Annotated in this window: 24 protein-coding genes; 4 read left to right on the top strand and 20 right to left on the bottom strand. The window is 67.0% G+C overall.

The window, feature by feature from the left end; all coding sequences use genetic code 11:
- Window positions 1-30: 30 nt before the first annotated feature.
- The gene (locus tag AC1D2O_RS00520) at window positions 31-216 is read left to right on the top strand and encodes a hypothetical protein (protein WP_478089570.1); all 186 of its coding nucleotides are present in this window, start codon (window positions 31-33) and stop codon (window positions 214-216) included.
- Window positions 217-336: 120 nt separating this feature from the next.
- On the opposite strand, the gene AC1D2O_RS00515 is transcribed toward AC1D2O_RS00520, so the two are convergent.
- Together AC1D2O_RS00515 and AC1D2O_RS00510 are read right to left on the bottom strand one after the other, a co-directional pair.
- Window positions 337-990, bottom strand: coding sequence for a BON domain-containing protein (locus AC1D2O_RS00515; protein ID WP_478089571.1), 654 nt, complete (start codon window positions 988-990; stop codon window positions 337-339).
- A gap of 76 nt (window positions 991-1066) precedes the next feature.
- On the bottom strand, window positions 1067-1903 hold the full coding sequence (locus AC1D2O_RS00510) for a L,D-transpeptidase (protein WP_478155939.1): 837 nt from the start codon (window positions 1901-1903) through the stop codon (window positions 1067-1069).
- A gap of 276 nt (window positions 1904-2179) precedes the next feature.
- On the opposite strand from AC1D2O_RS00510, the gene AC1D2O_RS00505 reads away from it, so the two are divergent.
- Window positions 2180-2410, top strand: a complete 231-nt coding sequence (locus AC1D2O_RS00505; RefSeq protein WP_478155937.1) for a hypothetical protein — start codon at window positions 2180-2182, stop codon at window positions 2408-2410.
- Between the two features lie 190 nt (window positions 2411-2600).
- Here AC1D2O_RS00505 and AC1D2O_RS00500 read toward each other — a convergent pair whose 3' ends face one another.
- The 3 genes from AC1D2O_RS00500 to AC1D2O_RS00490 form a co-directional block, all read right to left on the bottom strand.
- On the bottom strand, window positions 2601-3074 hold the full coding sequence (locus AC1D2O_RS00500; protein ID WP_477650844.1) for a universal stress protein: 474 nt from the start codon (window positions 3072-3074) through the stop codon (window positions 2601-2603).
- A 249-nt stretch (window positions 3075-3323) separates the two neighbouring features.
- Window positions 3324-3551, bottom strand: a complete 228-nt coding sequence (locus AC1D2O_RS00495; protein WP_478155935.1) for a hypothetical protein — start codon at window positions 3549-3551, stop codon at window positions 3324-3326.
- Window positions 3552-3558: 7 nt separating this feature from the next.
- Window positions 3559-3972 carry a hypothetical protein gene (locus AC1D2O_RS00490; RefSeq protein WP_478155933.1) on the bottom strand — a complete coding sequence of 138 codons (414 nt, stop codon included), beginning with the start codon at window positions 3970-3972 and terminating at the stop codon, window positions 3559-3561.
- A 300-nt stretch (window positions 3973-4272) separates the two neighbouring features.
- Between AC1D2O_RS00490 and AC1D2O_RS00485 the strand changes: the two genes are divergently transcribed.
- Window positions 4273-5385 carry a potassium channel family protein gene (locus AC1D2O_RS00485; protein ID WP_478155931.1) on the top strand — a complete coding sequence of 371 codons (1113 nt, stop codon included), beginning with the start codon at window positions 4273-4275 and terminating at the stop codon, window positions 5383-5385.
- A 133-nt stretch (window positions 5386-5518) separates the two neighbouring features.
- Here AC1D2O_RS00485 and AC1D2O_RS00480 read toward each other — a convergent pair whose 3' ends face one another.
- The 9 genes from AC1D2O_RS00480 to argA all read right to left on the bottom strand — a co-directional run bounded on the left by AC1D2O_RS00480 (window position 5519) and on the right by argA (window position 15319).
- Window positions 5519-5749, bottom strand: coding sequence for a hypothetical protein (locus AC1D2O_RS00480; protein ID WP_478155930.1), 231 nt, complete (start codon window positions 5747-5749; stop codon window positions 5519-5521).
- Between the two features lie 168 nt (window positions 5750-5917).
- Window positions 5918-6484 carry a hypothetical protein gene (locus tag AC1D2O_RS00475; protein ID WP_478092526.1) on the bottom strand — a complete coding sequence of 189 codons (567 nt, stop codon included), beginning with the start codon at window positions 6482-6484 and terminating at the stop codon, window positions 5918-5920.
- Window positions 6485-6497: 13 nt separating this feature from the next.
- Window positions 6498-8519, bottom strand: a complete 2022-nt coding sequence (locus AC1D2O_RS00470; RefSeq protein ID WP_478092524.1) for an ABC-F family ATP-binding cassette domain-containing protein — start codon at window positions 8517-8519, stop codon at window positions 6498-6500.
- Window positions 8520-8545: 26 nt separating this feature from the next.
- Window positions 8546-9409, bottom strand: a complete 864-nt coding sequence (prmB, locus tag AC1D2O_RS00465; protein ID WP_478092522.1) for a 50S ribosomal protein L3 N(5)-glutamine methyltransferase — start codon at window positions 9407-9409, stop codon at window positions 8546-8548.
- Window positions 9406-10581, bottom strand: coding sequence for a succinyl-diaminopimelate desuccinylase (gene dapE / locus AC1D2O_RS00460; RefSeq protein ID WP_478092519.1), 1176 nt, complete (start codon window positions 10579-10581; stop codon window positions 9406-9408). Before dapE ends, prmB begins: the two co-directional genes overlap by 4 nt.
- A 16-nt stretch (window positions 10582-10597) precedes the next feature.
- Window positions 10598-11746, bottom strand: coding sequence for a PilT/PilU family type 4a pilus ATPase (locus AC1D2O_RS00455; RefSeq protein ID WP_478092517.1), 1149 nt, complete (start codon window positions 11744-11746; stop codon window positions 10598-10600).
- Window positions 11747-11820: 74 nt separating this feature from the next.
- Complete coding sequence (gene dapD, locus AC1D2O_RS00450) at window positions 11821-12645, bottom strand: 2,3,4,5-tetrahydropyridine-2,6-dicarboxylate N-succinyltransferase (protein WP_478155928.1); 825 nt, start codon at window positions 12643-12645, stop codon at window positions 11821-11823.
- Window positions 12646-12653: 8 nt separating this feature from the next.
- Window positions 12654-13853, bottom strand: a complete 1200-nt coding sequence (gene dapC, locus AC1D2O_RS00445) for a succinyldiaminopimelate transaminase (protein WP_478155926.1) — start codon at window positions 13851-13853, stop codon at window positions 12654-12656.
- Window positions 13854-13972: 119 nt separating this feature from the next.
- Entirely contained in the window at window positions 13973-15319 is a 1347-nt protein-coding gene (gene argA, locus AC1D2O_RS00440; protein ID WP_478155924.1) for an amino-acid N-acetyltransferase, read from the bottom strand.
- Window positions 15320-15387: 68 nt separating this feature from the next.
- On the opposite strand from argA, the gene hrpA reads away from it, so the two are divergent.
- Window positions 15388-19383, top strand: a complete 3996-nt coding sequence (gene hrpA, locus AC1D2O_RS00435) for an ATP-dependent RNA helicase HrpA (protein WP_478155923.1) — start codon at window positions 15388-15390, stop codon at window positions 19381-19383.
- 55 nt (window positions 19384-19438) lie between these two features.
- On the opposite strand, the gene AC1D2O_RS00430 is transcribed toward hrpA, so the two are convergent.
- From AC1D2O_RS00430 to lptF, 6 genes are all read right to left on the bottom strand, one after another.
- A complete protein-coding gene (locus AC1D2O_RS00430; RefSeq protein ID WP_478093755.1) occupies window positions 19439-19633 on the bottom strand; it encodes a DUF3309 family protein in 195 nt (64 codons plus the stop codon).
- A gap of 73 nt (window positions 19634-19706) precedes the next feature.
- The gene (locus tag AC1D2O_RS00425; protein WP_478155921.1) at window positions 19707-20873 is read right to left on the bottom strand and encodes a pyridoxal phosphate-dependent aminotransferase; all 1167 of its coding nucleotides are present in this window, start codon (window positions 20871-20873) and stop codon (window positions 19707-19709) included.
- Window positions 20870-21811 carry a CysB family HTH-type transcriptional regulator gene (locus AC1D2O_RS00420; RefSeq protein WP_478155919.1) on the bottom strand — a complete coding sequence of 314 codons (942 nt, stop codon included), beginning with the start codon at window positions 21809-21811 and terminating at the stop codon, window positions 20870-20872. Before AC1D2O_RS00420 ends, AC1D2O_RS00425 begins: the two co-directional genes overlap by 4 nt.
- Window positions 21812-21874: 63 nt before the next feature.
- Window positions 21875-22246, bottom strand: a complete 372-nt coding sequence (locus AC1D2O_RS00415; RefSeq protein ID WP_478155917.1) for a sirohydrochlorin chelatase — start codon at window positions 22244-22246, stop codon at window positions 21875-21877.
- 5 nt (window positions 22247-22251) lie between these two features.
- Window positions 22252-23358 carry an LPS export ABC transporter permease LptG gene (gene lptG / locus AC1D2O_RS00410; RefSeq protein ID WP_478155915.1) on the bottom strand — a complete coding sequence of 369 codons (1107 nt, stop codon included), beginning with the start codon at window positions 23356-23358 and terminating at the stop codon, window positions 22252-22254.
- A complete protein-coding gene (gene lptF, locus AC1D2O_RS00405; RefSeq protein WP_478094476.1) occupies window positions 23355-24464 on the bottom strand; it encodes an LPS export ABC transporter permease LptF in 1110 nt (369 codons plus the stop codon). Before lptF ends, lptG begins: the two co-directional genes overlap by 4 nt.
- Window positions 24465-24473: the final 9 nt, after the last annotated feature.

Genomic DNA, 24473 nt, shown 5'->3' with positions numbered 1-24473 from the left:
CCATCTTGCGGGCCGCGAGACGTCGCCGGTTTGATGAAGGTCAAGCGGTTCGGATCGCCGGACGACCCGCGTGCTCGCCGAAAACGGCAATGCCAGCCTGTCGGCGAAATCGGTCGGCGCGAACTCCAGTTCGAGATCCTCCGCCGTTTCGTGGCGGCCGATCCGCAGGGTGCTGATATCGACCACGCTGGCATTTCGGGCGGCGACAAGCGATGAAAAAGGAGCATCGGCTCAGCGCGACCGTGAATCCATACATGGTGCTTGCTCCCGGATGAATGCTTCAGGCGGACAGCGGCGACTCCAGTCGATTGTGTGGCCTCTGGATCGCGGTCGGGCTCAGTCTTGAACGACGAGGTCGTTCGTGACGGAGGTGACACCCGGCGCGGACCAGGCCGCGCCCTGCACGGCATTGAACTCGGCCCACGAATGGACCCGGCCCCGCAGGTTGACTTGCGACCCGGTCACCGTGATCTGGATCCGATCCGCTTCCCGATCGGCCTGCCGCGCCAGGGCATCGTGCAGCCGCTTCTCGACGTCCGACGGGACGACCTTTGGCGTGAGATTGAGCAGGTTGGAGACGCCGGTGACGCCCATCAGATTGCGCACTGCCTTTTCGGCGGCCTTTCGCTGGTATTCCCAATCGACCTCGCCGTTGAGGGTGACCCAGCCGCCCTCGACGAGGGGCTTGATCTTGCCCGCCGGCACCAGCGCGGACCACTCGAGGCCGCGCTCGACCGCCGCGGCGATGTCGGCGTCGGTGCGTTGATCGGAAGCGGGCAGCTTGACCGTGATCTCGATGGCGAGCGCCTTGACGCCTTTGACGCGCTGCGCCGCACGTTCGACGGCGTGCTTGATTGCGTAGCTGCCGACATGGCCGGTCAGCGTGACCACGCCGTCATTGGCGATCACCCCGACGCTGGAGGACTTGACCGCCGGGTCCCAGTCCAGTTCCGCCTGGACGTCGCTTCGGAGTTGTGCGTCGGATCTCATGGGATTCCTTTCGTGGAGTGAGGAGGCGAAGGAGCATCACTTTAGGAAGGCACTGCCGGGGCAGCCTTGCGCTGGATCAAGGCGCAGGCGGGACGGATTTCCGCCGGTCGGGGGCTCCGGGCGCGGGCGCCCAGGCAGGACGCTCCGTTCGCTCCGTGTCGACGATGACCAGATAGCGGCCGCCGTCGTCGACCGGCGTTTGCGTGGCCGGCAGCACCCAGATCGGCGAACCCTCGGCACGGGCGCGGAGATAGTCCGCGTCCAGCACACCGAAGTGGTCGAGCAGGCGGTTCAGGCTCGCCGGAATCCGGATGCAGCCCTTGGATTGCACGCTGCCGAGGCGGGGCTCCAGATAGCCGGGATCGGTGGCGTGCATCTGCAGCCGCATCGTGCTGATGCCGCCATGCCCCCACAGCCGCTCGGCCTGTTGCCACCCGAAATCGAACACCCGCATGCCGGCGAGGCCGTAGCCGCGGATGCCGTTTTCGTTGCGAGTTCCTTCGGCGCGGAAATCCGGGTTGGATGGCGTGTGTTCATAGACCCCCAACGGGGTCTGGAAGTGATCGAATTCGCCGCCGCGTCCGGTCGAAACGGGCGAAGCCCCGATCAATTCGAGAGACGTCCCGGCTACCAGCCAATAGATGAAAATCGCCTGCACGTTCGGGCTGCGGTCGACCAACGCCACGTACTGCGCCGGCACTGGATCGACACCGGCATGTTCGAGCGCTGCGACTGCAAGCAGGCCGTATCGCTGGCTCTCGTCGGCCGGGATGTCCAGCTGGCGGTCGACTTGATCGCTGTAGGCGGTGCGCAGTTCTGCGGGACCCGGCCGGGCGTGGCCGACGCAGGCCCCGCCCAGACCGAGCACAAGCGCAATCAACGAGGCGGCTATGCGGCGAAAAGAGGCGGACATCTTGAGGGTTCGACTCTGCGCCGAACTCGCCGTTCGCCGGTGGTAGGGTTCAGTGCGTTGCACTCGGACGCACGTCCGGCCATGACACTTCCAGCCCCATCACCGCTCGGGCGTAAAGGTAGTTGTTCAGGGCGCGTTCGCTCAGCGATCGAATGGTGAACAGGGCACGCAACATCGGAGTGGCAATACGGGAGATCTTGATGTGGCGCAAAGGCTGGAACAGAGTGCCGCGTCTAACATGAACCGTTGCATCCATCGTCCCATGAAAGGCCATCCATGAACGATATGACACTGACTTCTACTCTCGCGGAGGCGTCGCCGATTCGCGATGGCTACGCGACCTTGGCGCTGCACTGGCAAAGGGCGCTCGTCGACGGCTGCGTTCAGGCTCAGCGGAGTCAGTACCAGGTCCTCGCTGCCTGGGAGAAGGCGCTGGTGGCTGTCAACCAGGAACTCTGGGACCAGTGGGCGTGCCGCTTTGGTGGCGGTGTGCCGTTGGACGGCTAGCTGCTCGAAGCCGCGCTGAAGAATCTGTTGCTCGGCTCCGTGGCAGCCAAGGCCTTGGCGCGCTGCACTGTACCTTGCAGTGACGGGGCCAAGCCGTCCGTAGCGGACCCATCCGACCTGTCGTCAGCATCGTCCGTTCCGAACCGAACGAATCTCAGTGCTGAAGCCCCGCAATGGGACGCCGCAAAATCTACTCCGCGGTCTCTGATCTTCTGCCATGCGAGTTTTGCCGGACCAGCAGGACGGGTACCGGACTGGTTCGCACGACGAGGTCTGCGTCGCTGCCAAGGGCCATGCGGCTGAAGCCCCGCCGACCGTGCGTACCCATGACGATCAGGTCGCACGCGGAAGTCGTGGCCTCGTCCACCACCGTATTGGAGACTCGGCCTGCCGTGACCTCGCGCAGGACTGGATCGGCCTGCACACCGGAGTCGTTCGCCAGCTTCTGGGATTGAGAGAGAAGTTGCTGCCCATAGTCACGCAGTCTCTGCAGAGATGTGTCGAAGTTCGCGACACTGGACATCTCCATGAGCATTGGAAAGTCGTCGATGACATACAACAGGCGCAGCCGGGCTTTCTGGTCCGCAGCCAGGCGAATCGCTTCGCGAAGGCCTTGCTCGGCAGTCTCGCTGCCGTCGATGGGAACGAGGATGTGTTGATACATGGTTCTTCCTTGCCGGCCGTGACACGGATGCGCTCGCCACCGGCCGCCGTGACGAGTTCTTCGATACTTCGCCGTCCTCGCCGAGCGCCTGCTGGATGGTCTTCAATGGCTCGCGCAGCAGAAATCCGCGCTGGTGTTCAGTTTCAGTGTCTGCTCAGGCAGGACACAGCAGCTTGCGCTCGATCAAAAAACGGGCATGCCGGAGTCCTGGCACGGACCACGGTCGCCAGGCCTGCTGCCGCGCAGCGATCAACGTCTGCAGACGATCTCCGGCCAAAGTGCGCTCGCTGCGGCGTTGTAGTGCCAGACGATGTTCGTCACCTTGGCTTTTCCCTTGGCGGCACCGTCGACCTTTGCGTCCTCGGGGATCAAGATCGTCTGGCCGATCTCGGGGAGCGGACCGTTGTAAGGATGGTGGGATGTTCCCACCTGAAGCTCGGCCGATGCAGCAGAGCCGGAATGAATGGTGATTCTCATCTGTGCCTCAGTCGGGTTGGAAGGGCCAGTAGAAGGTGCCGTTCGTTGCCCCCTTGCCGACCCGAAACGTCTTGGCCTGGGAGACGCCCGCATAGGTGGCATATACGCGATAGACGCCGGGACTCAGGACCACATGGAACAGGGGGCCGCAGTCCGCAAAGGGGCCGTGTGGCATGCCCCGGCCCACAGGCTCGATCATCACGCCGACCCCCGCGACATAGGCGCCGGTGCCGACCTCGGCGAACGTCAGGCGCAAGTTGTAGAGATCGCGCGCGACCCGCATGTCCGACTGGCCTTGCTCGCCGATGCCGCCGGTGGCGTACGAGCCCGGCGCCAGCGTGGGCTGGGGCGCCGGACGGGCGAGCACAGTACCGCCCTGAAACGCGAACGATATCAGTGCGACGAGCAACAACCTGCGCATCGGTAGAGATATGAAATGCTTCATGGAGCGAACGCTAAAGCGAACGGCGCGGCCGAGCGTTGATCGCGCGCAAGCCAGGCATCGGCCGTCTGCGGCGGTTGCCGACATCGTCCGTCATTGCGCTGCATCAAGGTGTGGGACTGGTCGATGCGCGATGCTGGGCCTTCGTCGTCGTCGTGGCCGCTGGCGGGACTGGATGACGACGGCCAAGGGCTTCATACACGAACCCGCCGCAAGGGCGCGGGGTAACTTGAGACCGGGGGAGACATACTGGGCTTTTTCATCCACGGACAGAGCTCGATGCCTTTGATCGCCTTACTGCTCGGCGCCATCCTGGTTCTGGCGACCCTGGTCGACGCCTTCGAAGTGGTGCTGCTGCCGCGTCCGGTGCGCCGGCAGGTACGGCTGAACCGCTATTTCTTCAAATGCACCTGGCATGTCTGGGCTCGATGCGCGGGCCTTTGGCCCATCGGCAGTCGGCGCGAGGACTTTATCGGCGTCTACGGGCCGCTGTCGATGGTCATGCTCTTCGCCCTGTGGGGCGGGAGCCTGATCGTGGGATTCGGACTGGTGCATTGGGCGCTGCAGCGCCTGGTACCCAACGCCGGCTCCGACGCGCTGGTCGACCTGATCATCATCAGCGGCGACGCCTTCTTCACACTCGGGTATGGCGACAATGTGCCGCACCATTGGCTGGCGCGGCTGCTGGTGATCCTCGAAGCCGGTATCGGCTTCGGTTTCATCGCACTGACCATCGGCTACTTGCCGGTGCTCTATCAGCACTTCACTCGCCGCGATCTCCAACTCATTGAATTCTCCGCGCGCGCCGGCTCGCCGCCGACGGCTGCCGCCCTGCTGGGCTGGCATGTGCATGACAGCCCAGAGGCGCTCGAACGCTGGCTGAGGGACTGGGAGATCTGGGCGAGCGATCTGATCGAGAGCCAGGCCGTGTATCCGATGCTGGCGTACTACCGCTCGCAACACGAGGGCCATTCCTGGCTGGGCTCGCTGGCGGTGGTGCTGGATGTTTGTACGTTGCTCATTGGGGGCGCTGACGACGCGCGGCGTCACCAGGCCACCGCCACCTTCTCGGCCTTGAGGCGCGTCCTCGATGAAGCCAGTGAGTCGCTGCGCGTGGCACCGGCGCGGCAGGTGTCGGTCCGCCGGATGGACGCCGAGGCGCTGCGGCATCTCACGTCGACGATCCGTCGGATCCTGCCGAACTGGCGTGACGACGAGGCCAGTCTGCGGGCCATCGGCCAGTTGCGACGTACCTACGAGCCCCGACTGGAAAGTCTGGCCACGTACCTGCTGCTGGACGTGCCGGACTGGATCGACCCCGCAGCGACAGGGGCCGAGCGCTTCGGTCGCGATGCGGTCGTCCGGCAACTCACTGAGGGGCGCCCGGACTGATATCGATATCACGGTGGTGGCTGGGGTCCCGTACGCGAGAGACCTCTGTCCTGGCGTTCGGAGGCGGGTCCGTCGCCATGCGGGGCGCTGCCAGCAGAGAAAAGGCCGTTGGATACGGCCTTTTCTCTGCTGACTATCCGGCTGGGTCGCCGCCCATCGTCGTTGGAAGTCGGGCGCCGGCAATGGCTGAAACGACACCCACCGCGCTGGCCCGAAGCAACTCCTGGCGCAAGGCCGCTTCCAGCAGACCGCGCGCCGTGTCCGGCCGGTCGTGGTCGTACTCTTCGTCCAACTCGCAGTGCAGGTAGTAGTCGACCCGGGCCATGAGCCGTTCGACTGAAGCTGCGAGGTCTGTTTCGTTCATCTTCCGCTCCTCCGAACCCGACTTGCCTCCGGAACAACTCCTGCAGAAGTCAACTGCCTGAGTTTGGTCATTATGTCTCCAGCTCGGCGGAATCCTCTGCGCCGATTATCGTGCTCGGCCAACAACCTGACGCGTTGGGCAGGTATTGAATTCTTTAGTGCTAGTTTCCTAGCGCAGCCGAAAGCGATTCCAGGTACTGGCCAGTCGGGAGGGTGGGGGCGGTGGCGCCACGGCCTGCGCACTTCCGGGTGGCGGCAGTTGGTGTCGCAGGCTGTGCGCCACCTGCACGCAATCCTTGATGTGCAGTTCGCCCAGGGAGCGCAGCGCCGCGTAGCTCAGCGTGGCGGAAACCACCTGGCCTGCGATAGGCACGAATTTGGCGGCCTGGCTGGCGGTCAGCTTGACCCCCGCATGGCGCGCCAGCGCGACCAGCAAGTCACGCGTGACTAGGCGTCCCACCAGCAGCGCGCCGACCGTCGCGGCCGCTTTCCGGATGGTTTCGCGCTCGTTCGGCGCCATGCGCTCGACCTGGGTCACCGACAGGCCGAACTCGGCGCTGATCTGCGGCACCACGCGCGCCAGCAGGGCCGCGTCGGCGGCCCAGTCGATGCCGGGCAGCGGCACGACGCCCACCATGGCAGCCATCATGGCCTTGCGCCCGAGCAGGCGGCGACTGCGCCGAATGGCCGCAATCAGCTGTGGATCACCTTGAGCGAGTTCGATGGCGGAGGGCATGCCGCCTGCATTATCAGGCGGCGAGCGCCTCGAGCTGGTCCGACAGGGCCAGCCAGCGCTCTTCGAGCCGGGCGATCTCGTCGCCGAGCGTCTTCAGCCGCTTGCCGGCTTCGGCGATCTCCGGCGCCGGCAGGGGTTGCGCGAGGCGCTGCTCCAGCGCCGTCTTTTCGCTGCTCGCCGCGGCCAGGCGCTGGTCGATCTGGGCCAGTTCGCGCTTGAGCGGCTTGGCTTGCTCGCTGCGCTGCTGGCGCTCCTGCGCATCCTGCTTGCGCTGGTTCTTGCCGGAGGCGACCTCGGTGGCGGCCTTCTCGACCTTCGCCGCCGGCGCAACCGCCTCGACCTTGGGGGCCGCCGGTGCCGCCGCGTCGCGATTGGCCACCTTGGCTTCCTCGCGCAGGCGTTTGGCTTCGTCGAGGAGGTAGCGCTGGTAGTCGTCGAGGTCGCCATCGAAGTCGGTGATGACGCCGCGGCCGACCAGCCAGAATTCGTCGCAGACCGAGCGCAGCAGCGCACGGTCGTGGCTCACCAGCATCAGCGTGCCTTCGAACTCGTTGAGCGCCACGGCCAGCGCCTCGCGGGTGGCGAGGTCCAGGTGGTTGGTGGGCTCGTCGAGCAGCAGCAGGTTGGGCCGCTGCCAGACCATCATGGCCAGCACCAGTCGCGCCTTCTCGCCGCCGCTCATGGTGCCGACGGCCTGCTTGACCATGTCGCCGCTGAAGTTGAAGCTGCCGAGGAAACCGCGCAGGTCCTGCTCGCCGGTGCGCTCCTTGACGTTCGAGCCGAGTTCGCGCGCCATCCGCACCATGTGCTCGAGCGGGTTGTCCTGCGGCCGCAGCACGTCGAGTTCCTGTTGCGCGAAGTAGCCGATATTGAGCCCCTTGCCCTCGGTCACGGTGCCCGCGAGCGCGCCCATCTCGCGTGCGATGGTCTTGACCAGCGTCGACTTGCCCTGGCCGTTGGCGCCAAGGATGCCGATGCGCTGGCCGGCCAGCACCGAGCGGTTGACGCCGCGCAGGATGGTCTTCGGCGCCTCGCCTTCGACCTGGTAGCCGAAGCTCGCGTCGCTGATCGACAGCATCGGATTGGGGATGTTGCCCGGCTCCTTGAATTCGAAAGTGAAGTCGGCCTCGGCCAGCAGCGGCGCGACCTTTTCCATGCGCTCGAGCGCCTTGACCCGGCTTTGCGCCTGCTTGGCCTTGCTGGCCTTGGCCTTGAAGCGGTCGATGAACTTCTGCAGATGGGCGATCTTGTCCTGCTGCTTGGCGAAGGCCGACTGCTGCAGTTCCATCTGCTGCGCACGCAGGGTCTCGAAGGCGCTGTAGTTGCCGCCATAACGCGTGAGCTTGGCCTTTTCGATGTGCAGCGTGACGTCGGTCACGGCGTCCAGGAATTCCCGGTCGTGGCTGATCACGATCATGGTGCCGGCGTACTTCTGCAGCCAGGCTTCGAGCCAGACCAGGGCATCGAGGTCCAGGTGATTGGTGGGTTCGTCGAGCAGCAGCAGGTCGCTCGGGCACATCAGTGCGCGGGCCAGCTGCAGCCGCATGCGCCAGCCGCCCGAGAAGCTGTTGACGGGCTGGTCCAGCTCATGGGCCTTGAAGCCCAGGCCCAGGATCAGCGACTGCGCGCGCGGCACGGCGTCGTGTTCGCCGGCATCGGCCAGGTCGGTGTAGGCATGGGCCAGCGCCATGCCCATGTCGTGGTCGTCGGGGTCGGCCTCGTGGCCGGCCTCGGTCTGGGCCAGCACCGCGCGCAATTCGACCAGCCGGGTGTCGCCGCCGACCACGAAGTCGGTCGCCGGCTCGTCGGTCTCGGGCATGTTCTGCGCGACCTGGGCCATGCGCCATTGCTTGGGTAGGGAGAAGTCGCCGCCGTCTTCATGCAGGGTCCCGTTGAAAAGCGCGAACAGGGTGGACTTGCCGGCGCCGTTGCGCCCGACCAGGCCGACCTTTTCGCCGGGGTTGATGGTGACGCTGGCGCCGTCGAGCAGCACTTTGGCGCTGCGGCGCAGGATGACATTCTTGAGATTGATCATTTCGGTGCCCGCCGGTGGCGGGCATTTCAGAGGAGAGATTCGCGCGGGATCAGAAGGACCTGGTCCTCGCCCGCGCTGGTGGCGAGCCAAACCACTTCGAGCTGCGGGAATGCAGCCTCGAAGTGCGCGCGCTCGTTGCCGATTTCGAGTACCAGCACGGCGGCGTCGCTCATGCGGGCCGGTGCGTCGGCCAAGAGCCGGCGGATGAAGTCCATGCCGTCGGCGCCGCCGGCCAGCGCAAGCTCGGGCTCGGCGCGGTACTCGGCGGGAAGGACGTCCATGCTTTGGGCATTGACGTAGGGTGGGTTGCAGAGGATCAGGTCGTAGGGACCACGCACGCTGGCGAGTCCGTCGGATTCGAGCAGCGTGATGCGCTCGTCGAGCTGGTGACGGGTGACGTTGATCGCGGCCACTTCGAGCGCGGTGGTCGACAGGTCGGCCGCGTCGACCGAGATGTCCGGGTAGGTCAGCGCCGCCAGCACCGCGAGACTGCCATTGCCGGTGCACAGGTCGAGCACCCGGCGCGTGTGCTCGCCGAGCCAGGGGTCGATGCTGCCGTCGGCCAGCAGCTCGGCGATGAAGCTGCGCGGCACGATGGCGCGCTCGTCGACGTAGAAGGGCACGCCCTGCAGCCAGGCTTCCTTGGTCAGGTAGGCCGCCGGCTTGCGGGATTCGATCCGCTGCGCGAACAGGTCGGCGATGCGGGCCGCGTCGGCGGGCGATACCGGCCGCTCGGCCACCCCATCGAGCTCGTCGAGCGGCAGGCCCAGGCGCCAGAGCACCAGCCAGACCGCTTCGTCGAAGGCGTTGTCGGTGCCGTGGCCGAAACCCACGCCGGCATCGGCCAACTGCTTCGCGCCGGCCTCGATCAGTTGCATCACGGTGCTCATGGCAACAGCAGCGCTTCGAGCCTGTCCAGCGTGCGGCGATAGATGTTCTTGAGCGGCTCGATGTCGGCCACCGCGATGTGTTCGTCGATCTTGTGGATGCTCGCGTTGACCGGGCCCAGTTCGACCACCTGCTTGCAGATCTTGGCGATGAAGCGAGCGTCGCTGGTGCCGCCGCTGGTCGAGAGTTCGGTCTCGATGCCGGTCTCGTCGCGGATCGCCAGCTGTACCGCCTCGACCAGCTGGCCGGGCACCGTGAGGAAGGGCAGGCCGCCGACGGTCCAGGCGAGGGTGTGGTCGAGGCCGTGGGCGTCGAGCACCGCCTGCACGCGCTGCTGCAGCGACTCGGGCGTGGACTCGGTCGAGAAGCGGAAATTGAAGTCGATCACCGCCGCGCCCGGGATCACGTTGCTGGCGCCGGTGCCCGCGTGGATGTTGCTGATCTGCCAGCTGGTCGGCTGGAAGTGGTCGTTGCCGGCATCCCAGCCGCCCGCCGCGTTGATCGCGACCAGTTCGGCCAGCGCCGGCGCGAAGGCGTGCACCGGGTTCTTCGCCAGGTGCGGGTAGGCGATGTGGCCCTGCACGCCCCGGACCGTGAGCTTGCCGCTCATGGTGCCGCGGCGGCCGTTCTTGATCATGTCGCCGCAGCGTTCGACCGAGGTCGGCTCGCCGACGATGCAGTAGTCGATCGCCTCGCCGCGCGCGGCCAGCGTGTTGCAGACCACCACCGTGCCGTCGACGCCGGGGCCTTCCTCGTCGCTGGTGAGCAGCAGGGCCAGCGTGAGGCGCGGATCCGGCGTCGAGGCGAGAAACTCCTCGATCGCAACCACGAAGGCCGCCAGCGAGGTTTTCATGTCGCAGGCGCCGCGGCCGTACAACCGGCCTTCGCGGTGCGTCGGCGCGAACGGGTGGCTCGCCCACTGTTCGAGCGGTCCGGTCGGCACGACGTCGGTGTGGCCCGCGAAGGCCATGGTCTTCGTCGGGCCGCCCGCGGCGCCGGCGCGCACCGCCCACAGGTTGGTGACGCGAAAGTCGGCCGGGCCGCTTTCGATGGTTTCGAGCCGGAAGCCGAGCCGCACCAGGCGCTCGCCGAGGATCTGCTGGCAACCTCCGTCGTCGGGGGTGACCGAGGGGCGGGAGATCAGTTGTTCGGCAAGCTGGAGCGTTCGGGACATCGACAGGGCAGGTGGATCAGGGACGCACGTCGAGCGTGATGTCCGTGAAGGTGGGTTCCTCGAGCTGGTCGAGGAGGGAGCGTTCTTCGCTGCGCGCGGGCGGCGCCTTGCGGTTCTGCAGGCGCCACATCAGGTTGGTCGGCGAATCGGCCTGGGACAGGCCTTCCTCGCGGGTGACCAGATTTTCGGTGATCAGGCGCGCGATGTCTTCCTCGAAGGTCTGGGAACCTTCGGCCATCGATTGTTCCATGGCTTCCTTGACGGCCGAGAAGTCGCCCTTGCCGATCAGCTCGGCCACCAGGGCGGTGTTCAGCAGCACTTCGAGCGCCGGCACGCGGGCGCCGCCGGGCGTGCGCAGCAGGCGCTGGGCCACGATGGCGCGCAGGGCGCCGCTGAGGTCGCCCAGCAGCGTGGCGCGCACTTCCACCGGATAGAAGCTCAGGATGCGGTTCAGCGCCCGGTAGCTGTTGTTGGCGTGCAGCGTGGCGACGCAGAGGTGGCCGGACTGCGCGTAGGCGATCGCGGCGGTCATGGTCTCGCGGTCGCGAATCTCGCCGATCTGGATCACGTCGGGCGCCTGGCGCAAGGCATTCTTGAGCGCGACCTGCAGCGACTGGGTGTCGCTGCCGACGTCGCGCTGGTTCACCATCGACTTCTTGTTGGTGAAAGTGAATTCGATCGGCTCCTCGACCGTGAGGATGTGGCCGGTGGCGTTCTCGTTGCGGTAGTCGAGCATCGAGGCCAGCGTGGTGCTCTTGCCGGCGCCGGTGGAGCCGACCATCAGGATCAGGCCGCGCTTCTCCATCACCAGCGTCTTGAGGATCTCGGGCAGGTTGAGCTCCTCGAAGGACGGGATGGTGGATGCGATGTGCCGCACCACCACCGCATAGCTGCCGCGCTGGCGCATGGCGCTGATGCGGAAGTTGCCCGAGCCCTCGAGCGCGATCGCCATGTTGAGTTCGCCGGTGCGTTCGAGTTCGGCGATGCGGCTCTCGTGCACCACTTCGCCGAGCAGGCTCAGCGGCGCCTCGGGCGGCAGCACCTGGGCGTTGATCGGCATGCAGTTGCCGTTGATCCGGATCAGCGCCGGGGAGTTGGCCGAAAGATAGATGTCCGAAGCCTTGCGTTCGGCCATCAGACGAAGAATTCGCTCCATCATGTTCATTCGGCTTTCTCCTCAGCGTTGTGTTTCTGGAACTCCGGGCTTGCCAGAGCCGCCCCCTCAGGCGGCCGGGGCTCTCAATCGCGCAGCAGGTCGTTCAGGGAGGTCGTCGAGCGCGTCTTGGCATCGACCTTCTTCATGATGATCGCGGCGTAGGTGTTGTACTTGCCGCCCGGCTTGGGCAAGGTGCCCGCCACGACCACCGAGCCGGCCGGCACGCGGCCGAAGCTGACGGTGTCGGTGGCGCGGTCGTAGATCGGGGTGCTCTGGCCGATGAACACCCCCATCGACAGCACCGAGTTCTCTTCGACGATCACGCCCTCGACGACTTCCGAGCGGGCGCCGATGAAGCAGTTGTCCTCGATGATGGTCGGGCCGGCCTGCAGCGGCTCGAGCACGCCGCCGATGCCGACGCCGCCCGACAGGTGCACGTTGGCACCGATCTGGGCGCAGGAGCCGACGGTGGCCCAGGTGTCGACCATGGTGCCTTCGCCGACATAGGCGCCGATGTTGACGTAGGACGGCATCAGGATCGCGCCCTTGGCGATGTAGCTGCCGCGGCGGGCCACGGCCGGCGGCACGATGCGCACGCCGGCTTCCTTGAGTTCGGCGGCCGACAGGTGCGAGAACTTGGTCGGCACCTTGTCGTAGAAGCCCAGCGCGCCGGCCTGGATCTGCTCGTTGTCCTTGAGGCGGAACGACAGCAGCACGGCCTTCTTGATCCACTGGTGCACGGTCCATTGGCCCACGCTCTCGCGGGTGGCGACGCGAAGCTTGCCGTTGTTGAGCTCGGCGATCACGTGATCGACGGCGTCGCGGACTTCCTTGGACGCGCTGGTGGCCGAGATGTTGGCGCGGTCTTCCCACGCGGCGTCGATGGTCTGCTGGAGTTGTTGGGTCATGGAAAAGCTCAGTTCTGGATGAAGTTCACGATGCGGTGCGCGGCCTCGGTGCATTCGGCGGTGTCGGCGACCAGCGCCATGCGGATGCGCCCGCGGCCCGGATTGGCGCCGGCCACGTCGCGGGCGAGATAGCTGCCGGGCAGCACCGTCACATTGTATTGAGCGTAGAGAGCCCGGGCGAAGCCGGGGTCGTCGCCCTGCCACGAGGGCGGCACGCCGGCCCAGAGGTAAAAGCTGGCGTCGGGCAGCCGGACGTCGAGCACCGGCTCGAGCAGCGGCGTCGCGGCGGCGAACTTGGTGCGGTACCGGGCCCGGTTGTCGACCACGTGGAGTTCGTCGTCCCAGGCCGCGATGCTGGCCGCGGCCACCGTGCCGCTCATCGCGCTGCCATGGTAGGTGCGGTAGAGCAGGAAGGACTTGATGATCGCGGCGTCGCCGGCCACGAAGCCGCTGCGCAGGCCCGGCACGTTGCTGCGCTTGGACAGCGAGGTCAGGGCGATCAGGTTGCGAAAATCGCTGCGGCCGAGCTTGGCCGCAGCCTCCAGACCGCCGAGCGGCGGTTCGTCGCGGAAGTAGATTTCGCTGTAGCACTCGTCGGCGGCGATCACGAAGCCGTGCTTGTCCGACAGCGCGAAGAGCTTTTCCCATTCGCCGATCGGCATCACGGCGCCGGTCGGATTGCCCGGCGAGCAGACGAACACGAACTGGGTACGTTTCCAGACGTCCTCTGGCACGCTGTCCCAGGCGACCGCGAAGTTGCGCTCGGGCACGCTGGGCACGTAGTACGGCTCGGCGCCCGCCAGCAAGGCCGCGCCTTCGTAGATTTGATAGAACGGATTCGGCGACAGCACCACCGGGGCCGGCGTCCGGCTGGCGTCGATCACGGTCTGGGCCAGCGCGAACAGGGCCTCGCGCGAGCCGTTGACCGGCAGCACCTGGGTGGCGGCGTCGAGCGCCAGGCCGTAGCGCCGCTGCAGCCAGCCCGTGAAGGACTGGCGCAGGGTCAGATCGCCGGCGGTGGCCGGATAGACCGCGAGTGCGTCCATGCCGGCGGCGAGGGCGTCCTTGATGAAGGCCGGCGTCGGGTGCTTGGGCTCGCCGATGCCGAGGCTGATCGGCGCGAAATCAGGGTTCGGGGTGATCCCGGCGAACAGTTGTCGCAGCCGCTCGAAGGGATAGGGCTGCAGTTTGGCGAGCAGGGGGTTCATGTGCCCGAATTATCAGGGAGCGCAGCCAATGCGGCATGAAACCCGACGCAACCCTTTCGGGGAAATACCGCGGAACCGGCTTTGCCGGGCCGCTGGTGTCGCCCCCGGCAGGGGGGCGCTCAAAGCCTTTTGACCAGGACCTGGCTCTTGCGATCCCAGTTGTACTTGCGCTTGCGGGCCTCGGGCAGCCAGTCGGGGTTGACCTGCTGGAAACCGCGCTTGAGGAACCAGTGCATGGTGCGGGTGGTCAGCACGAAGATGCTTTCCAGGCCCGAGGCCTTGGCACGCTGCTCGACGCGCTTGAGGATCCGCTCGCCGTCGCCCTGGGCCTGCGAGTGCGGCGACACGGTCAGCGCGGCCATCTCGGCGGTCTTCGCCTCGGGGTACGGATACAGCGCCGCGCAGCCGAAGATCACGCCGTCGTGCTCGATCACGGTGTACTGGTCGATGTCGCGCTCGATCTCGGTGCGGCTGCGCTTGACCAGCGTGCCGTCGCGCTCGAAGGGTTCGATCAGCTGCAGGATGCCGCCGATGTCGTCGGCGGTCGCCTCGCGCAGCGACTCGAGCTTCTCGTCGATCACCATGGTGCCGATGCCGTCGTGCACATAGACCTCGAGCAGGAGCGAGCCGTCGACCGAGAAGGGCAGGATGTGGTTGCGCTCGATGCCGGCCTCGCAGGCCTTCACGCAGTGCTGCAGGTAGAAGGCGGTGTCGGTCGGCCGCTGCGGCGGCGGCAGGTCGGCCAGCAGCTTGCGCGCGGTGTCGAGCGGCAGCTCGGTGTCGACGGGATTGTCCTCGCTGATCGGCAGGCTCGGGTCCTGACCGATGCCGGGAACCTCGGTCAGGAAGATCAGCTTGTCGGCCTGGATCGAGATCGCCACGCTGGTCGCGACCTCTTCCATCGTGAGGTTGAAGGCCTCGCCGGTGGGCGAGAAGCCGAACGGCGACATCAGCACCATCGAGCCGAAATCCAGCGCCCGCCGGATGCCGGCCGCATCGACCTTGCGCACCAGCCCCGAATGCTGGAAATCGACGCCGTCGACCACGCCGACCGGACGGGCGGTGATGAAGTTGCCCGAAATCACGCGGATCGTGGAGCCCGCCATCGGCGTGTTGGGCAGGCCCTGGCTGAAAGCGGCCTCGATTTCGTAGCGCAGCTGGCCGGCGGCTTCCTGCGCGCAATCGAGCGCGACGCCGTCGGTGATGCGGATGCCGTGCGAGTACCTGGCCTCGTGGCCCTTGGCGCGCAGCTGCTCGTTGACCTGCGGCCTGAAGCCGTGCACCAGCACCACCTTGACGCCCATGCTCTGGATCAGCGCCAGGTCCTGCGCGATGTTCGCGAGCTTGCCCGCGGCGATCGCCTCGCCGGCCATCGCGACCACGAAGGTCTTGCCGCGGTGCATGTGGATGTAGGGCGCGACCGAGCGGAACCAGGGGACGAAAGTGAAGTTGAAGACGGTGGACATTGGCGGGGTGTGGGGAGGCGGGAGCGCCGGGCGCAAGATAATCGGCGATTTTCCCCGAACTGCCCGCCTTGTCCTCGTCCCCTCTTCGAATCGAGTTCCCCGAATCCCTGCCAGTGTCGGCCCGGCGCGACGAAATCAGGGCCGCCATCGAGGCGAACCAGGTCGTCATCGTCTGCGGCGAGACCGGCTCGGGTAAAACCACTCAGCTGCCCAAGATCGTGCTGGAGCTCGGGCGCGGCAAGCTCAATGCGCCGCCAGGCAAAGGCCGGCTGATCGGCCACACGCAGCCGCGCCGCATCGCCGCGACCTCGGTCGCCAAGCGCATCGCGGAGGAACTGAAGACCCCGCTGGGCGAGGTGGTCGGCTACAAGGTGCGCTTCCAGGACCGGCTGTCGCGCGACGCCTCGGTCAAGCTGATGACCGACGGCATCCTGCTGGCGGAGACGCAGACCGATCCGCTGCTCAAGGCCTACGACACGATCATCATCGACGAGGCCCACGAGCGCTCGCTGAACATCGACTTCCTGCTGGGCTACCTGCGCGAGATCCTGCCGCGCCGGCCGGACCTCAAGGTGATCGTGACCTCGGCGACCATCGATGCCGACCGGTTCGCGCAGCATTTCGCCTCCGCTCGCCCGGCGCCGGGCCGCCCGGCCCCCTCGGGGGACAGCGACGACGCGCAGCGCGGAGCGTGGGGGCCCATGATTCCGGCGCCAGTGATCATGGTGTCGGGGCGGACCTTCCCCGTCGAACAGCGCTACCGTCCCTTCGAGGAATCGCGCGACCACGACCTCAACGACGCCATCGCCGAGGGCGTGGACGAGCTCTGGCGCGACCCGCACAACGCCGGCGACATCCTGATCTTCCTGCCCGGCGAGCGCGAGATCCGGGAAGCCGCCGATCACCTGCGCAAACACCTGAGCCACCAGCCGCTGATGCGCAGCGCCGAAGTGCTGCCGCTGTTCGCCCGGCTGTCGCAGGCCGAGCAGGAGCGGATTTTCGACAACCACAGCGGCCGGCGCATCGTGCTGGCCACCAACGTCGCCGAGACCTCGCTCACCGTGCCCGGAATCCGCTACGTGATCGATGCCGGCACCGCGCGGGTCAAGCGCTACAGCTTCCGCAGCAAGGTCGAGCAGCTGCTGGTCGAGCCGATCAGCCAGGCGGCGGCCAACCAGCGCGCCGGCCGCTGCGGCCGGGTCGCCAACGGCATCTGCATCCGGCTCTACGACGAGAAGGATTTCGAGAGCCGGCCGCGCTTCACCGACCCGGAAATCCTGCGTTCCTCGCTGGCGGGCGTGATCCTGCGGATGAAGTCGCTGCACCTGGGCGATGTCGAACGCTTTCCCTTCCTCGAGGCGCCGCAGCGGCGCGCGATCGCCGACGGCTACCAGTTGCTCAACGAGCTCGGCGCGGTCGACGATGCCAACGAACTCACGCCGATGGGCGCCGAGCTGGCCCGGCTGCCGCTCGACCCGCGCGTCGGCCGGATGATCCTCGAGGCCCGCGGCCGCGGCGCTCTCGAGGAAGTGCTGGTGATCGCCAGCGCGCTGTCGGTGCAGGACGTGCGCGACCGGCCGATGGAGATGCAGCAGCAGGCCGACCAGGCGCATTCGAAGTTCGACGACGAGAAGAGCGAGTTCAGCGGCTACCTGCGGCTGTGGAAGTGGATCCAGGATGCGCGCGGCCATTCACCCTCCACCGCTTGGCGGGGGAGGGCGGGGGAGGGGGTGCCCCATGAACCACCCGTGGGTGGGGCCGAAGGCCGCACCCACAAGCTCAGCAACCGGCAGTACGAGCAGCTGCTGCGGCAGAACTTCATCAACATTCGCCGCGTGCGCGAGTGGCGCGACATCCATTCCCAGCTGCTCACGGTGGTCACCGAGCACAAGTGGCGCATCAACGCCCAGCCGGCCGGCTACGAGCCGCTGCACCTGTCGATGCTCTCGGGCCTGCTCGGCAACGTCGGCTGGAAGCTGGAGGACGACGAGGCCTATCTCGGCGCCCGCGGCATCAAGTTCTACCGTCATCCGGGCGCCCACCTGAAGAAGAAGCCGGGCCGCTGGATCGTCGTTGCCGAGCTGGTGGAGACCACCCGGCTCTTCGGCCGCGGCATCGCCAACATCGAGCCGCAATGGCTCGAGCAGGTGGCCGGCCATCTGCTCAAGAAGCAGTTGCTCGACCCGCACTGGGAAAAGAAGGGCGCCCAGGTCGCGGCGCTGGAGCGTGCCACGCTGTACGGGCTGGTGGTCTACAGCGGGCGACGGGTCGATTTCAGCAAGGTCGATCCGGTCGCGGCGCGCGAGATCTTCATCCGCGAGGCGCTGGTCGGCGGCCAGTGGGAAAGCAAGCAGCATTTCCTTGCCGCCAACCGCAAGCTGGTGCGCGAGGTCGAAGGCCTCGAGCACAAGTCGCGCCGGCAGGACGTGCTGGTCGACGATGAACTGATCTACGCCTTCTACGACGCCCAGCTGCCGCCCGACGTGTCGAGCGGCATCACCTTCGAGAACTGGTATCGCGGCCAGTCGAAGGCGCAGCCGCGCCTCCTGTACCTGACGCGCGACGAGCTGATGCGGCACCAGGCGGCCGGCATCACGACCCAGTCGTTTCCGCCCACGCTCCGGCTGGGCGGCGTCGACTGCGCCGCGACCTACCTGCACGAGCCGGGCGACGCCAAGGACGGGCTCACGGTCAGCGTGCCGCTGTTCGTGCTGAACCAGGTGAGCGAGGAGCGCTGCGAGTGGCTGGTCACGGGCATGCTGAAGGACAAGATCCAGGCGCTGCTGAAGAGCCTGCCGCAGAAGCCGCGCGCCCGCCTGGTGCCGCTGCCCGAATCGGCCGCCCGTTTCGCCGACATGCTGTCGGCGCCCGAGGCTTTCGGCAATGGCTCGCTGACCGACGCGCTGCTCAAGCGGGTGCGCGACCAGACCAGCCTCGACGTCAAGCGCGCCGACTTCAAGCTCGACATGCTGCCGCCGCATCTGTTCATGAACCTGCGCGTGGTCGACGAGCACGGCCGCCAACTCGGCATGGGACGCAACCTGGGCGCGCTGAAGGCGGAACTGGGCGCGCAGGCCCGAGGCGCATTCCAGGCGCTGGCGGGACTCAACGTCAAGGCATCGGCCGGGCTCGCAGCCACGGCACCGACGGATGGCCGTCCGCCGGGCGCCGCCAAGCCGGCCTTGCCCGAGGCGGCAGCCCCTTCGCTGCCCGCGGGCCAGCGCTACACGGGCTGGACGTTCGGCGAGCTGCCGGAGCTGATGGAAGTGCGGCGCGGCGCGCAGTCGCTGATCGGATTCCCGGCGCTGGTCGACGGCGCCGACGCGGTGAGCATCGAAGTCTTCGACGAGCCTGCCGTTGCCGCCGCGAAGCACCGGGCGGGCCTCAGGCGGCTTTTCGCGCTGCAGCTCAAGGACGCCCTGAAGTACCTGGAGAAGAACATTCCCGATCTGCAGAAGATGGCCGTCGCCTACATGCCGCTGGGCACCGCCGAGGAATTGCGGGCCCAGATCATCGAGGTGGCGATCGACCGGGCCTTCCTGCAGGAGCCGCTGCCGACCGACGAGTTCGCCTTCAAGCGCCGGCTCGAGGAGGGCCGCGGCAGGCTCACGCTGATCGCCAACGAGATCGCGCGACTGGCCGGTGCGATCCTGGTCGAATACGGGCTGGCGCAGCGCAAGATCAAGGACACCAAGGTGCAGCCCGAGGCCACCGCCGATGCCGCCCAGCAGTTGCAGCGCCTGATGGGCAAGCGCTTCGTCGCCGACACGCCCTGGCCGCGGCTTGCGCACTTCGCACGCTACCTGAAGGCCATCACCCTCAGGCTGGACAAGCTGCGCGCCGACCCGGCGCGCGACACCCAGCGGCTGGCGGAACTGCGGCCCCAGGAGCAGCGCTACTGGCGCCTGCTGGCCGAGCGCAAGGGCGCGGCCGACGAGCGCATGAGCGAGTTCCGCTGGCTGCTGGAGGAACTGCGCGTGAGCTTCTTTGCCCAGGAGCTGCGCACGCCCCAGCCGGTCAGCGTGAAGCGGCTGGACAAGCTGTGGGCGCAGCTGGGGCACTGAGCGCCGGACAGGAAAAAGCCCGCCGGAGCGGGCCTTGACCGTCCGGCCTGGCGGGCTATATCCGCCCCATCAGCAGCAGCACGATCACGACCAGCAGTATCAGGCCGAGTCCGCCGCTGGGCCCGTAGCCCCAGCCGCGGCTGTAGCCCCAGCTCGGCAGCGCGCCCACCAGCATCAGGATCAGGACGATCAGCAGAATCAGCGAGAGGACATGGATTTCTCCTTGGGCGATGTGTTCTGAAGCCCCCATGCTCTGCCTGCCGTCTCGGGTCGACCGCGGGAAGGGGCCCCCTCCCGCGGTCAGGACTCTCCTACCGTTGCTGTCAGAGCCGAGCCAGTCGCTCGATCGCCGTGCGCAGGGTTTCGTCCTTCTTGGCGAAGCAGAAGCGCACCACGCGCTGGTCGAAGCCGTCGCCGTAGAAGGCCGCAAGCGGAATCGCGGCGACGCCGATCTCGCTCGTGAGCCACTGGCAGAAGTCCGCTTCGCCCAGGTCGCTGACCGCGCTGATGTCGACGCACTGGAAGTAGGTGCCGCCGCTGGGCAGCAGCTTGAACCGGGTCTTCGCCAGCCCTTCGGCGAACAGGTCGCGCTTGCGCTGGTAGAAGGCCGGCAGCTCCAGGTAGGGCGCCGGATCGGCCATGTAGCGGGCCAGCGCGTGCTGCATCGGCGTGTTGACCGTGAAGACGTTGAACTGGTGCACCTTGCGGAATTCGGCGCTCAGCGCGGCCGGCGCCGCCACGTAGCCGACCTTCCAGCCGGTCACGTGGTAGGTTTTGCCGAAGCTGCTGACGATGAAGCTGCGCGCCGCCAGGCCGGGAAAACGGGCCGCGCTCTCGTGCCGCGCGCCGGTGTAGACCATGTGCTCGTAGACCTCGTCGCTGATCACCAGCACGTCGGTGGGCGCCAGCAGGTCTTCGAGCTGGCGCATCTCGGCCTCGGTCCAGACCGTGGCGCTCGGGTTGTGCGGCGTGTTGACGATGATCGCGCGCGTGCGCGGCGACAGCGCCGCGGCGATCTTCGCGAAGTCGGGCCGGAAGCTGCCGGGCGTGAGCGGCACGCGAACGACGGTGCCGCCGGCCAGGTCGATGTTCGGCACGTAGCTGTCGTAGCAGGGCTCCAGCACGATCACCTCGTCGCCCGGGCGGACCACCGCGAGGATCGCCGTGATGATGGCCTGGGTGGCGCCGGCGGTGACCGTGATCTCGCTCTGCGGGTCGTAGCGGTGGCCGTACAGCGTCTCGATCTTGTCGGCGATCGCTTCGCGCAGCGGCGGGATGCCGGGCATCGGCGGATACTGGTTGTGGCCCGCCGCCATGGCGTCGGTCACGGCCTGCAGCAGCTTGGGGTCGCAGTTGAAATCCGGAAAGCCCTGACCGAGATTCACCGCGTTCTTCTCGGCGGCCAGCGCCGACATCACGGTGAAGATCGTGGTGCCCACTGCAGGCAGCTTGGTGAGTACCTCGGGGGTGCGGGCGATCGCTCTGCTCACAGTTCGTAGTCCTGGTGGTGACCGCTCAAGGCCTTGGCGATCAGGTTGCGGTCGAGCCGGTCGGAGAGCAGCTCGGCGAATTTGAAGACGAAGTTGCGCAGGTAGGCGCTGCGCTTGAAGGCCACGCGCGCAATGTTGACGCCGAAGATGTGGCCCATCGGGCGCACCACGAGGTCGGCGTTGGAGTCGTCGCGCACCGCCATCTCGGCGACGATGCCGACGCCGAGGCCGAGCCGCACGTAGGTCTTGATGACGTCCGAGTCGATCGCCTCGAGCGCGATGCGCGGCGCCAGCTTCTTCTGCGCGAAGGCGTGGTCGATGCGCGTGCGCCCCGTGAACGACGGGTGGTAGGTGATGATCGGCTCGGAAGCCAGGTCCTCGAGCGAAATGCGTTCCTTGTCCGCCAGCGGATGGCCCTGCGGCAGCACCAGCACGTGCTGCCACTCGTAGCAGGGCATGGTCACGAGTTCGGCGTAGTCGGCCAGCGATTCGGTGGCGATGCCGATCTCGGCGATCTCGTCGATCACCATCCGCGCCACCTGGTCGGGCGAGCCCTGGTGCAGGCTCACATTGACCTTCGGATAGGCTTCGCGCAGCTTCGCCACCGGCACCGGCAGCACATAGCGCGCCTGGGTGTGCGTGGTGGCGATCGAGAGGGTGCCGCTGTCCTGGGCGCTGAACTGCTCGCCGATGCGCTTGAGGTTGCCCACTTCGCGCATGATGAGTTCGATGCTCGCCAGCACGTGCTGGCCAGGTTCGGTGACGCGCTTCAGGCGCTTGCCGTGGCGGGCGAAGATCTCGACGCCGAGTTCTTCCTCGAGCTCGATGATCGCCTTCGACACGCCCGGCTGCGAGGTGTGAAGCGCCTTGGCAGCTTCGGTCAGGTTCAGGTTGCGGCGCACGGCTTCCTGGACAAACTTGAACTGATGAAGATTCATAACAGATTCCGTATTATTTTCGGATTCATTATGCCTTCTCGGTCTATGAAAATCGCTGCAAATTCAGAATTCGAGTGCCTTTTGCGCCAGCAAGGCGATCACGTCGGGATCTTCGCCCACGGCCGGGCGCAGCGAGAACTCGACCTCCGGCCGAAGGGCCCGGAGTTCGTCGACCAGCCGTGGCAGGTCTTCGCGCACATGCCGGCCCATGCCCAGGAAGAGGGGCACCACCCGGATGGTCCGGGCGCCGGCGGCGATCAGGGCCAGCGCCGCGGTGCGCAGGTCGGGGGCGAGCAGTTCGAGGTAGGCGCAGGCGACCCGGGCCGTGGGATCGAGCGCCGCGACCTGCCGTGCCACCGCCTCGACCGGCGCACGCCAGCGTTCGTCGCGCGATCCGTGAGCAAAAAGCACGATGCCCAGAGGTGCTGTTTGCATCGCGCCTACCGTCTTAGCACGAGCCAGGTGAAGGCGCCCAGCGACATCACGGAATAGATCAGCCCGGGCGCCGCCGCCGTGATCCACGGCGACCAGTTGCCCAGGTTGCCCAGGTAGCCGAAGACGTTGTTCAGCAGGATGAAGCTGAGGCCGATCATCACGCCGCCGAACACGTAGGTGGTGATCCCCGACTGGCGGAAGTGCAGGTAGGCGAAGGGCAGGGCGAGCACGATCATCACCAGGCAGGACAGCGGATAGAACACCTTGCGCCAGAACTCGATCTCGTAGCGCTGCGCGGTCTGGCCGTTGGCGTCCAGGTGGCGGATGTAGTCGAACAGGTCGAGCGTGCGCATGCGGTCCGGACGCAGCAGCGCGACAGACACCATTTCGCTGCTCAGCGAGGTCGGCCATTCGAGCACCGGCACCGTGGTGGTGACGACGCGCGGGGCGGCGGGGCCGCGCGTGTCGTATTGCTGCCGCTCGACGCCCACCAGGGTCCAGTGGCCGCGGTCGACCCGTGCCGCGGGCGCGGAGGTCTGCGAGACCAGGAAGCCGTCGCCGTCGAATTCGAGGATTCGCGGATCCTTCAGGATGCCGTTGCGCGCCATCGAAACCACGTTGACCGCGAACGACGAGTCGCCCTGCCGCTCCTTGAGCCAGGCCCCGGTGTTGCCGATCAGGGACAGGGAGCCCTGGTAGCGTGCCTTGAGCAACTGGGCCGTGCGGTCGGAGGCCGGGGCGATGTAGTCGCCGATCGCGAAGGTCAGCACCACGAAGCCGAGCCCCAGCAGCAGCAGCGTGCGCAGGGCGCGCCAGGGGTCCAGGCCGCTGGTGCGAAGAATCGTGAATTCGGAACTCTGCGCCAGCCGCGTCATGACGAAGATGGTGCCGATCAGCACCGCGATCGGCAGCAGCTCGTAGAGGTGACTGGGGATCAGCAGCGCGACGTAGAGCAGCGCCTGGGCGGCGCCATAGCCGAGCGAGTCGGGTTTGCCGACCGACTGCAGCTCGTCGACGAAGTCGAAGAAGAAGAACAGGCTCAGGAAGCCCAGGGCGACGAAGGCCACGGCCCTCAGCACCTCCGCATAGATCAGGCGGCGGAAGGTTTTCACGCGTTGGATGTCGTTTCAGGCCGGACCCGGACACGCCGTGCCGGGAGGCCCCAGTTGAAATGTCGCTTCGCGAGCCAGAGCAGACCCAGGACCATCACGCCGCCATGCAGCGCGAGCAGGAAACCGCTCGCGCTGACGCTGCCCGAGCCGATCCAGCTCTGGCCGAGATTGAGCAGGTTGTAGTAGACGACGAAGGCGAACAGCGCGAGCAGCAGGTTGCCGCTGCGGCTCGCACGCGGATTGACGCTCGACAGCGTCAGCGCCAGCAGCACGAAATTGGCCCCCGCGAACAGCAGCCCGACGCGCCAGGCGAGTTCGGCGAGATTGATGGCATTGGGATCGCGCAGCAAGGCCAGCGTGGTGCGCGCCCGCGCCGGCGTCGCGTCGAGYGAGTCGGCCGTGCGGCCGCCCACCTTGGCGCCGTAGGTCTCGAACTCGCTGACCTTGATGCCGGTCGGCTGCAGCGGCTCCTCGATGCGCTGCCCGTTGTTCAGCATCAGATAGCGGATGCCGTTCAGGTCTTCCATGCGGCCGCTGCGGGCCGAGGTGACGATGCGCAGGTTGCGCTCCACCGACGAGATGAACACGTTGCTGGCGGTCGCGCTGTCGGGCGCGTCCTTGTCGATGAAGAACACCCGCAGCCGTCCGGCCGACTCGCGGAACTCGCCGGGCGCGACACGCTCGATGTCGCTGCGGCGCTCGTAGCGTTCGCGCATGTTCTGGGTCTGGGAGTTGGCCCAGGGCCAGCCGACCAGCGCGAACAGCGTGATCAGCAGCAGGATCGGCCAGGCGAAGCGAAGCAGCGGCCGGAGGAAGTCCGCCAGGCCGCGCCCGCTCGAGAACCAGATCACCATCTCGCTGTCGCGGTACATGCGCGACAGCGTGCCGACGATCGAGATGAACAGGCACAGGCTCAGGATGGTCGGCATGTAGCCGAGCACGGTGTAGGTCATCACGAGGAAGACCTCGGAGGGGTTCACGCTGCCCTTGGAGGCCAATCCGAGCGTGCGGATCAGCATCATCGTCATCACGATGGTGACCAGCACCACCAGCGTGGCCACGAAGCTGCGTGACAGCTCCTTGCGTAGAGAGGAATGGAATAACATCGTCGAGGG

It is taken from the genome of Variovorax sp. P1_G12 (assembly GCF_056405555.1).
Note: the sequence above shows the minus strand (reverse complement) of the source record. Positions and strands in the feature narration are given on the sequence as shown.

Coding starts and splice junctions, on each gene's coding strand:
- AC1D2O_RS00515 (WP_478089571.1), bottom strand. CDS start 990: ATGAGATCCGACGCACAACTCCGAAGCGACGTCCAGGCGGAACTGGAC.
- AC1D2O_RS00510 (WP_478155939.1), bottom strand. CDS start 1,903: ATGTCCGCCTCTTTTCGCCGCATAGCCGCCTCGTTGATTGCGCTTGTG.
- AC1D2O_RS00505 (WP_478155937.1), top strand. CDS start 2,180: ATGAACGATATGACACTGACTTCTACTCTCGCGGAGGCGTCGCCGATT.
- AC1D2O_RS00500 (WP_477650844.1), bottom strand. CDS start 3,074: ATGTATCAACACATCCTCGTTCCCATCGACGGCAGCGAGACTGCCGAG.
- AC1D2O_RS00495 (WP_478155935.1), bottom strand. CDS start 3,551: ATGAGAATCACCATTCATTCCGGCTCTGCTGCATCGGCCGAGCTTCAG.
- AC1D2O_RS00490 (WP_478155933.1), bottom strand. CDS start 3,972: ATGCGCAGGTTGTTGCTCGTCGCACTGATATCGTTCGCGTTTCAGGGC.
- AC1D2O_RS00485 (WP_478155931.1), top strand. CDS start 4,273: ATGCCTTTGATCGCCTTACTGCTCGGCGCCATCCTGGTTCTGGCGACC.
- AC1D2O_RS00480 (WP_478155930.1), bottom strand. CDS start 5,749: ATGAACGAAACAGACCTCGCAGCTTCAGTCGAACGGCTCATGGCCCGG.
- AC1D2O_RS00475 (WP_478092526.1), bottom strand. CDS start 6,484: ATGCCCTCCGCCATCGAACTCGCTCAAGGTGATCCACAGCTGATTGCG.
- AC1D2O_RS00470 (WP_478092524.1), bottom strand. CDS start 8,519: ATGATCAATCTCAAGAATGTCATCCTGCGCCGCAGCGCCAAAGTGCTG.
- prmB (WP_478092522.1), bottom strand. CDS start 9,409: ATGAGCACCGTGATGCAACTGATCGAGGCCGGCGCGAAGCAGTTGGCC.
- dapE (WP_478092519.1), bottom strand. CDS start 10,581: ATGTCCCGAACGCTCCAGCTTGCCGAACAACTGATCTCCCGCCCCTCG.
- AC1D2O_RS00455 (WP_478092517.1), bottom strand. CDS start 11,746: ATGAACATGATGGAGCGAATTCTTCGTCTGATGGCCGAACGCAAGGCT.
- dapD (WP_478155928.1), bottom strand. CDS start 12,645: ATGACCCAACAACTCCAGCAGACCATCGACGCCGCGTGGGAAGACCGC.
- dapC (WP_478155926.1), bottom strand. CDS start 13,853: ATGAACCCCCTGCTCGCCAAACTGCAGCCCTATCCCTTCGAGCGGCTG.
- argA (WP_478155924.1), bottom strand. CDS start 15,319: ATGTCCACCGTCTTCAACTTCACTTTCGTCCCCTGGTTCCGCTCGGTC.
- AC1D2O_RS00430 (WP_478093755.1), bottom strand. CDS start 19,633: ATGGGGGCTTCAGAACACATCGCCCAAGGAGAAATCCATGTCCTCTCG.
- AC1D2O_RS00420 (WP_478155919.1), bottom strand. CDS start 21,811: ATGAATCTTCATCAGTTCAAGTTTGTCCAGGAAGCCGTGCGCCGCAAC.
- AC1D2O_RS00415 (WP_478155917.1), bottom strand. CDS start 22,246: ATGCAAACAGCACCTCTGGGCATCGTGCTTTTTGCTCACGGATCGCGC.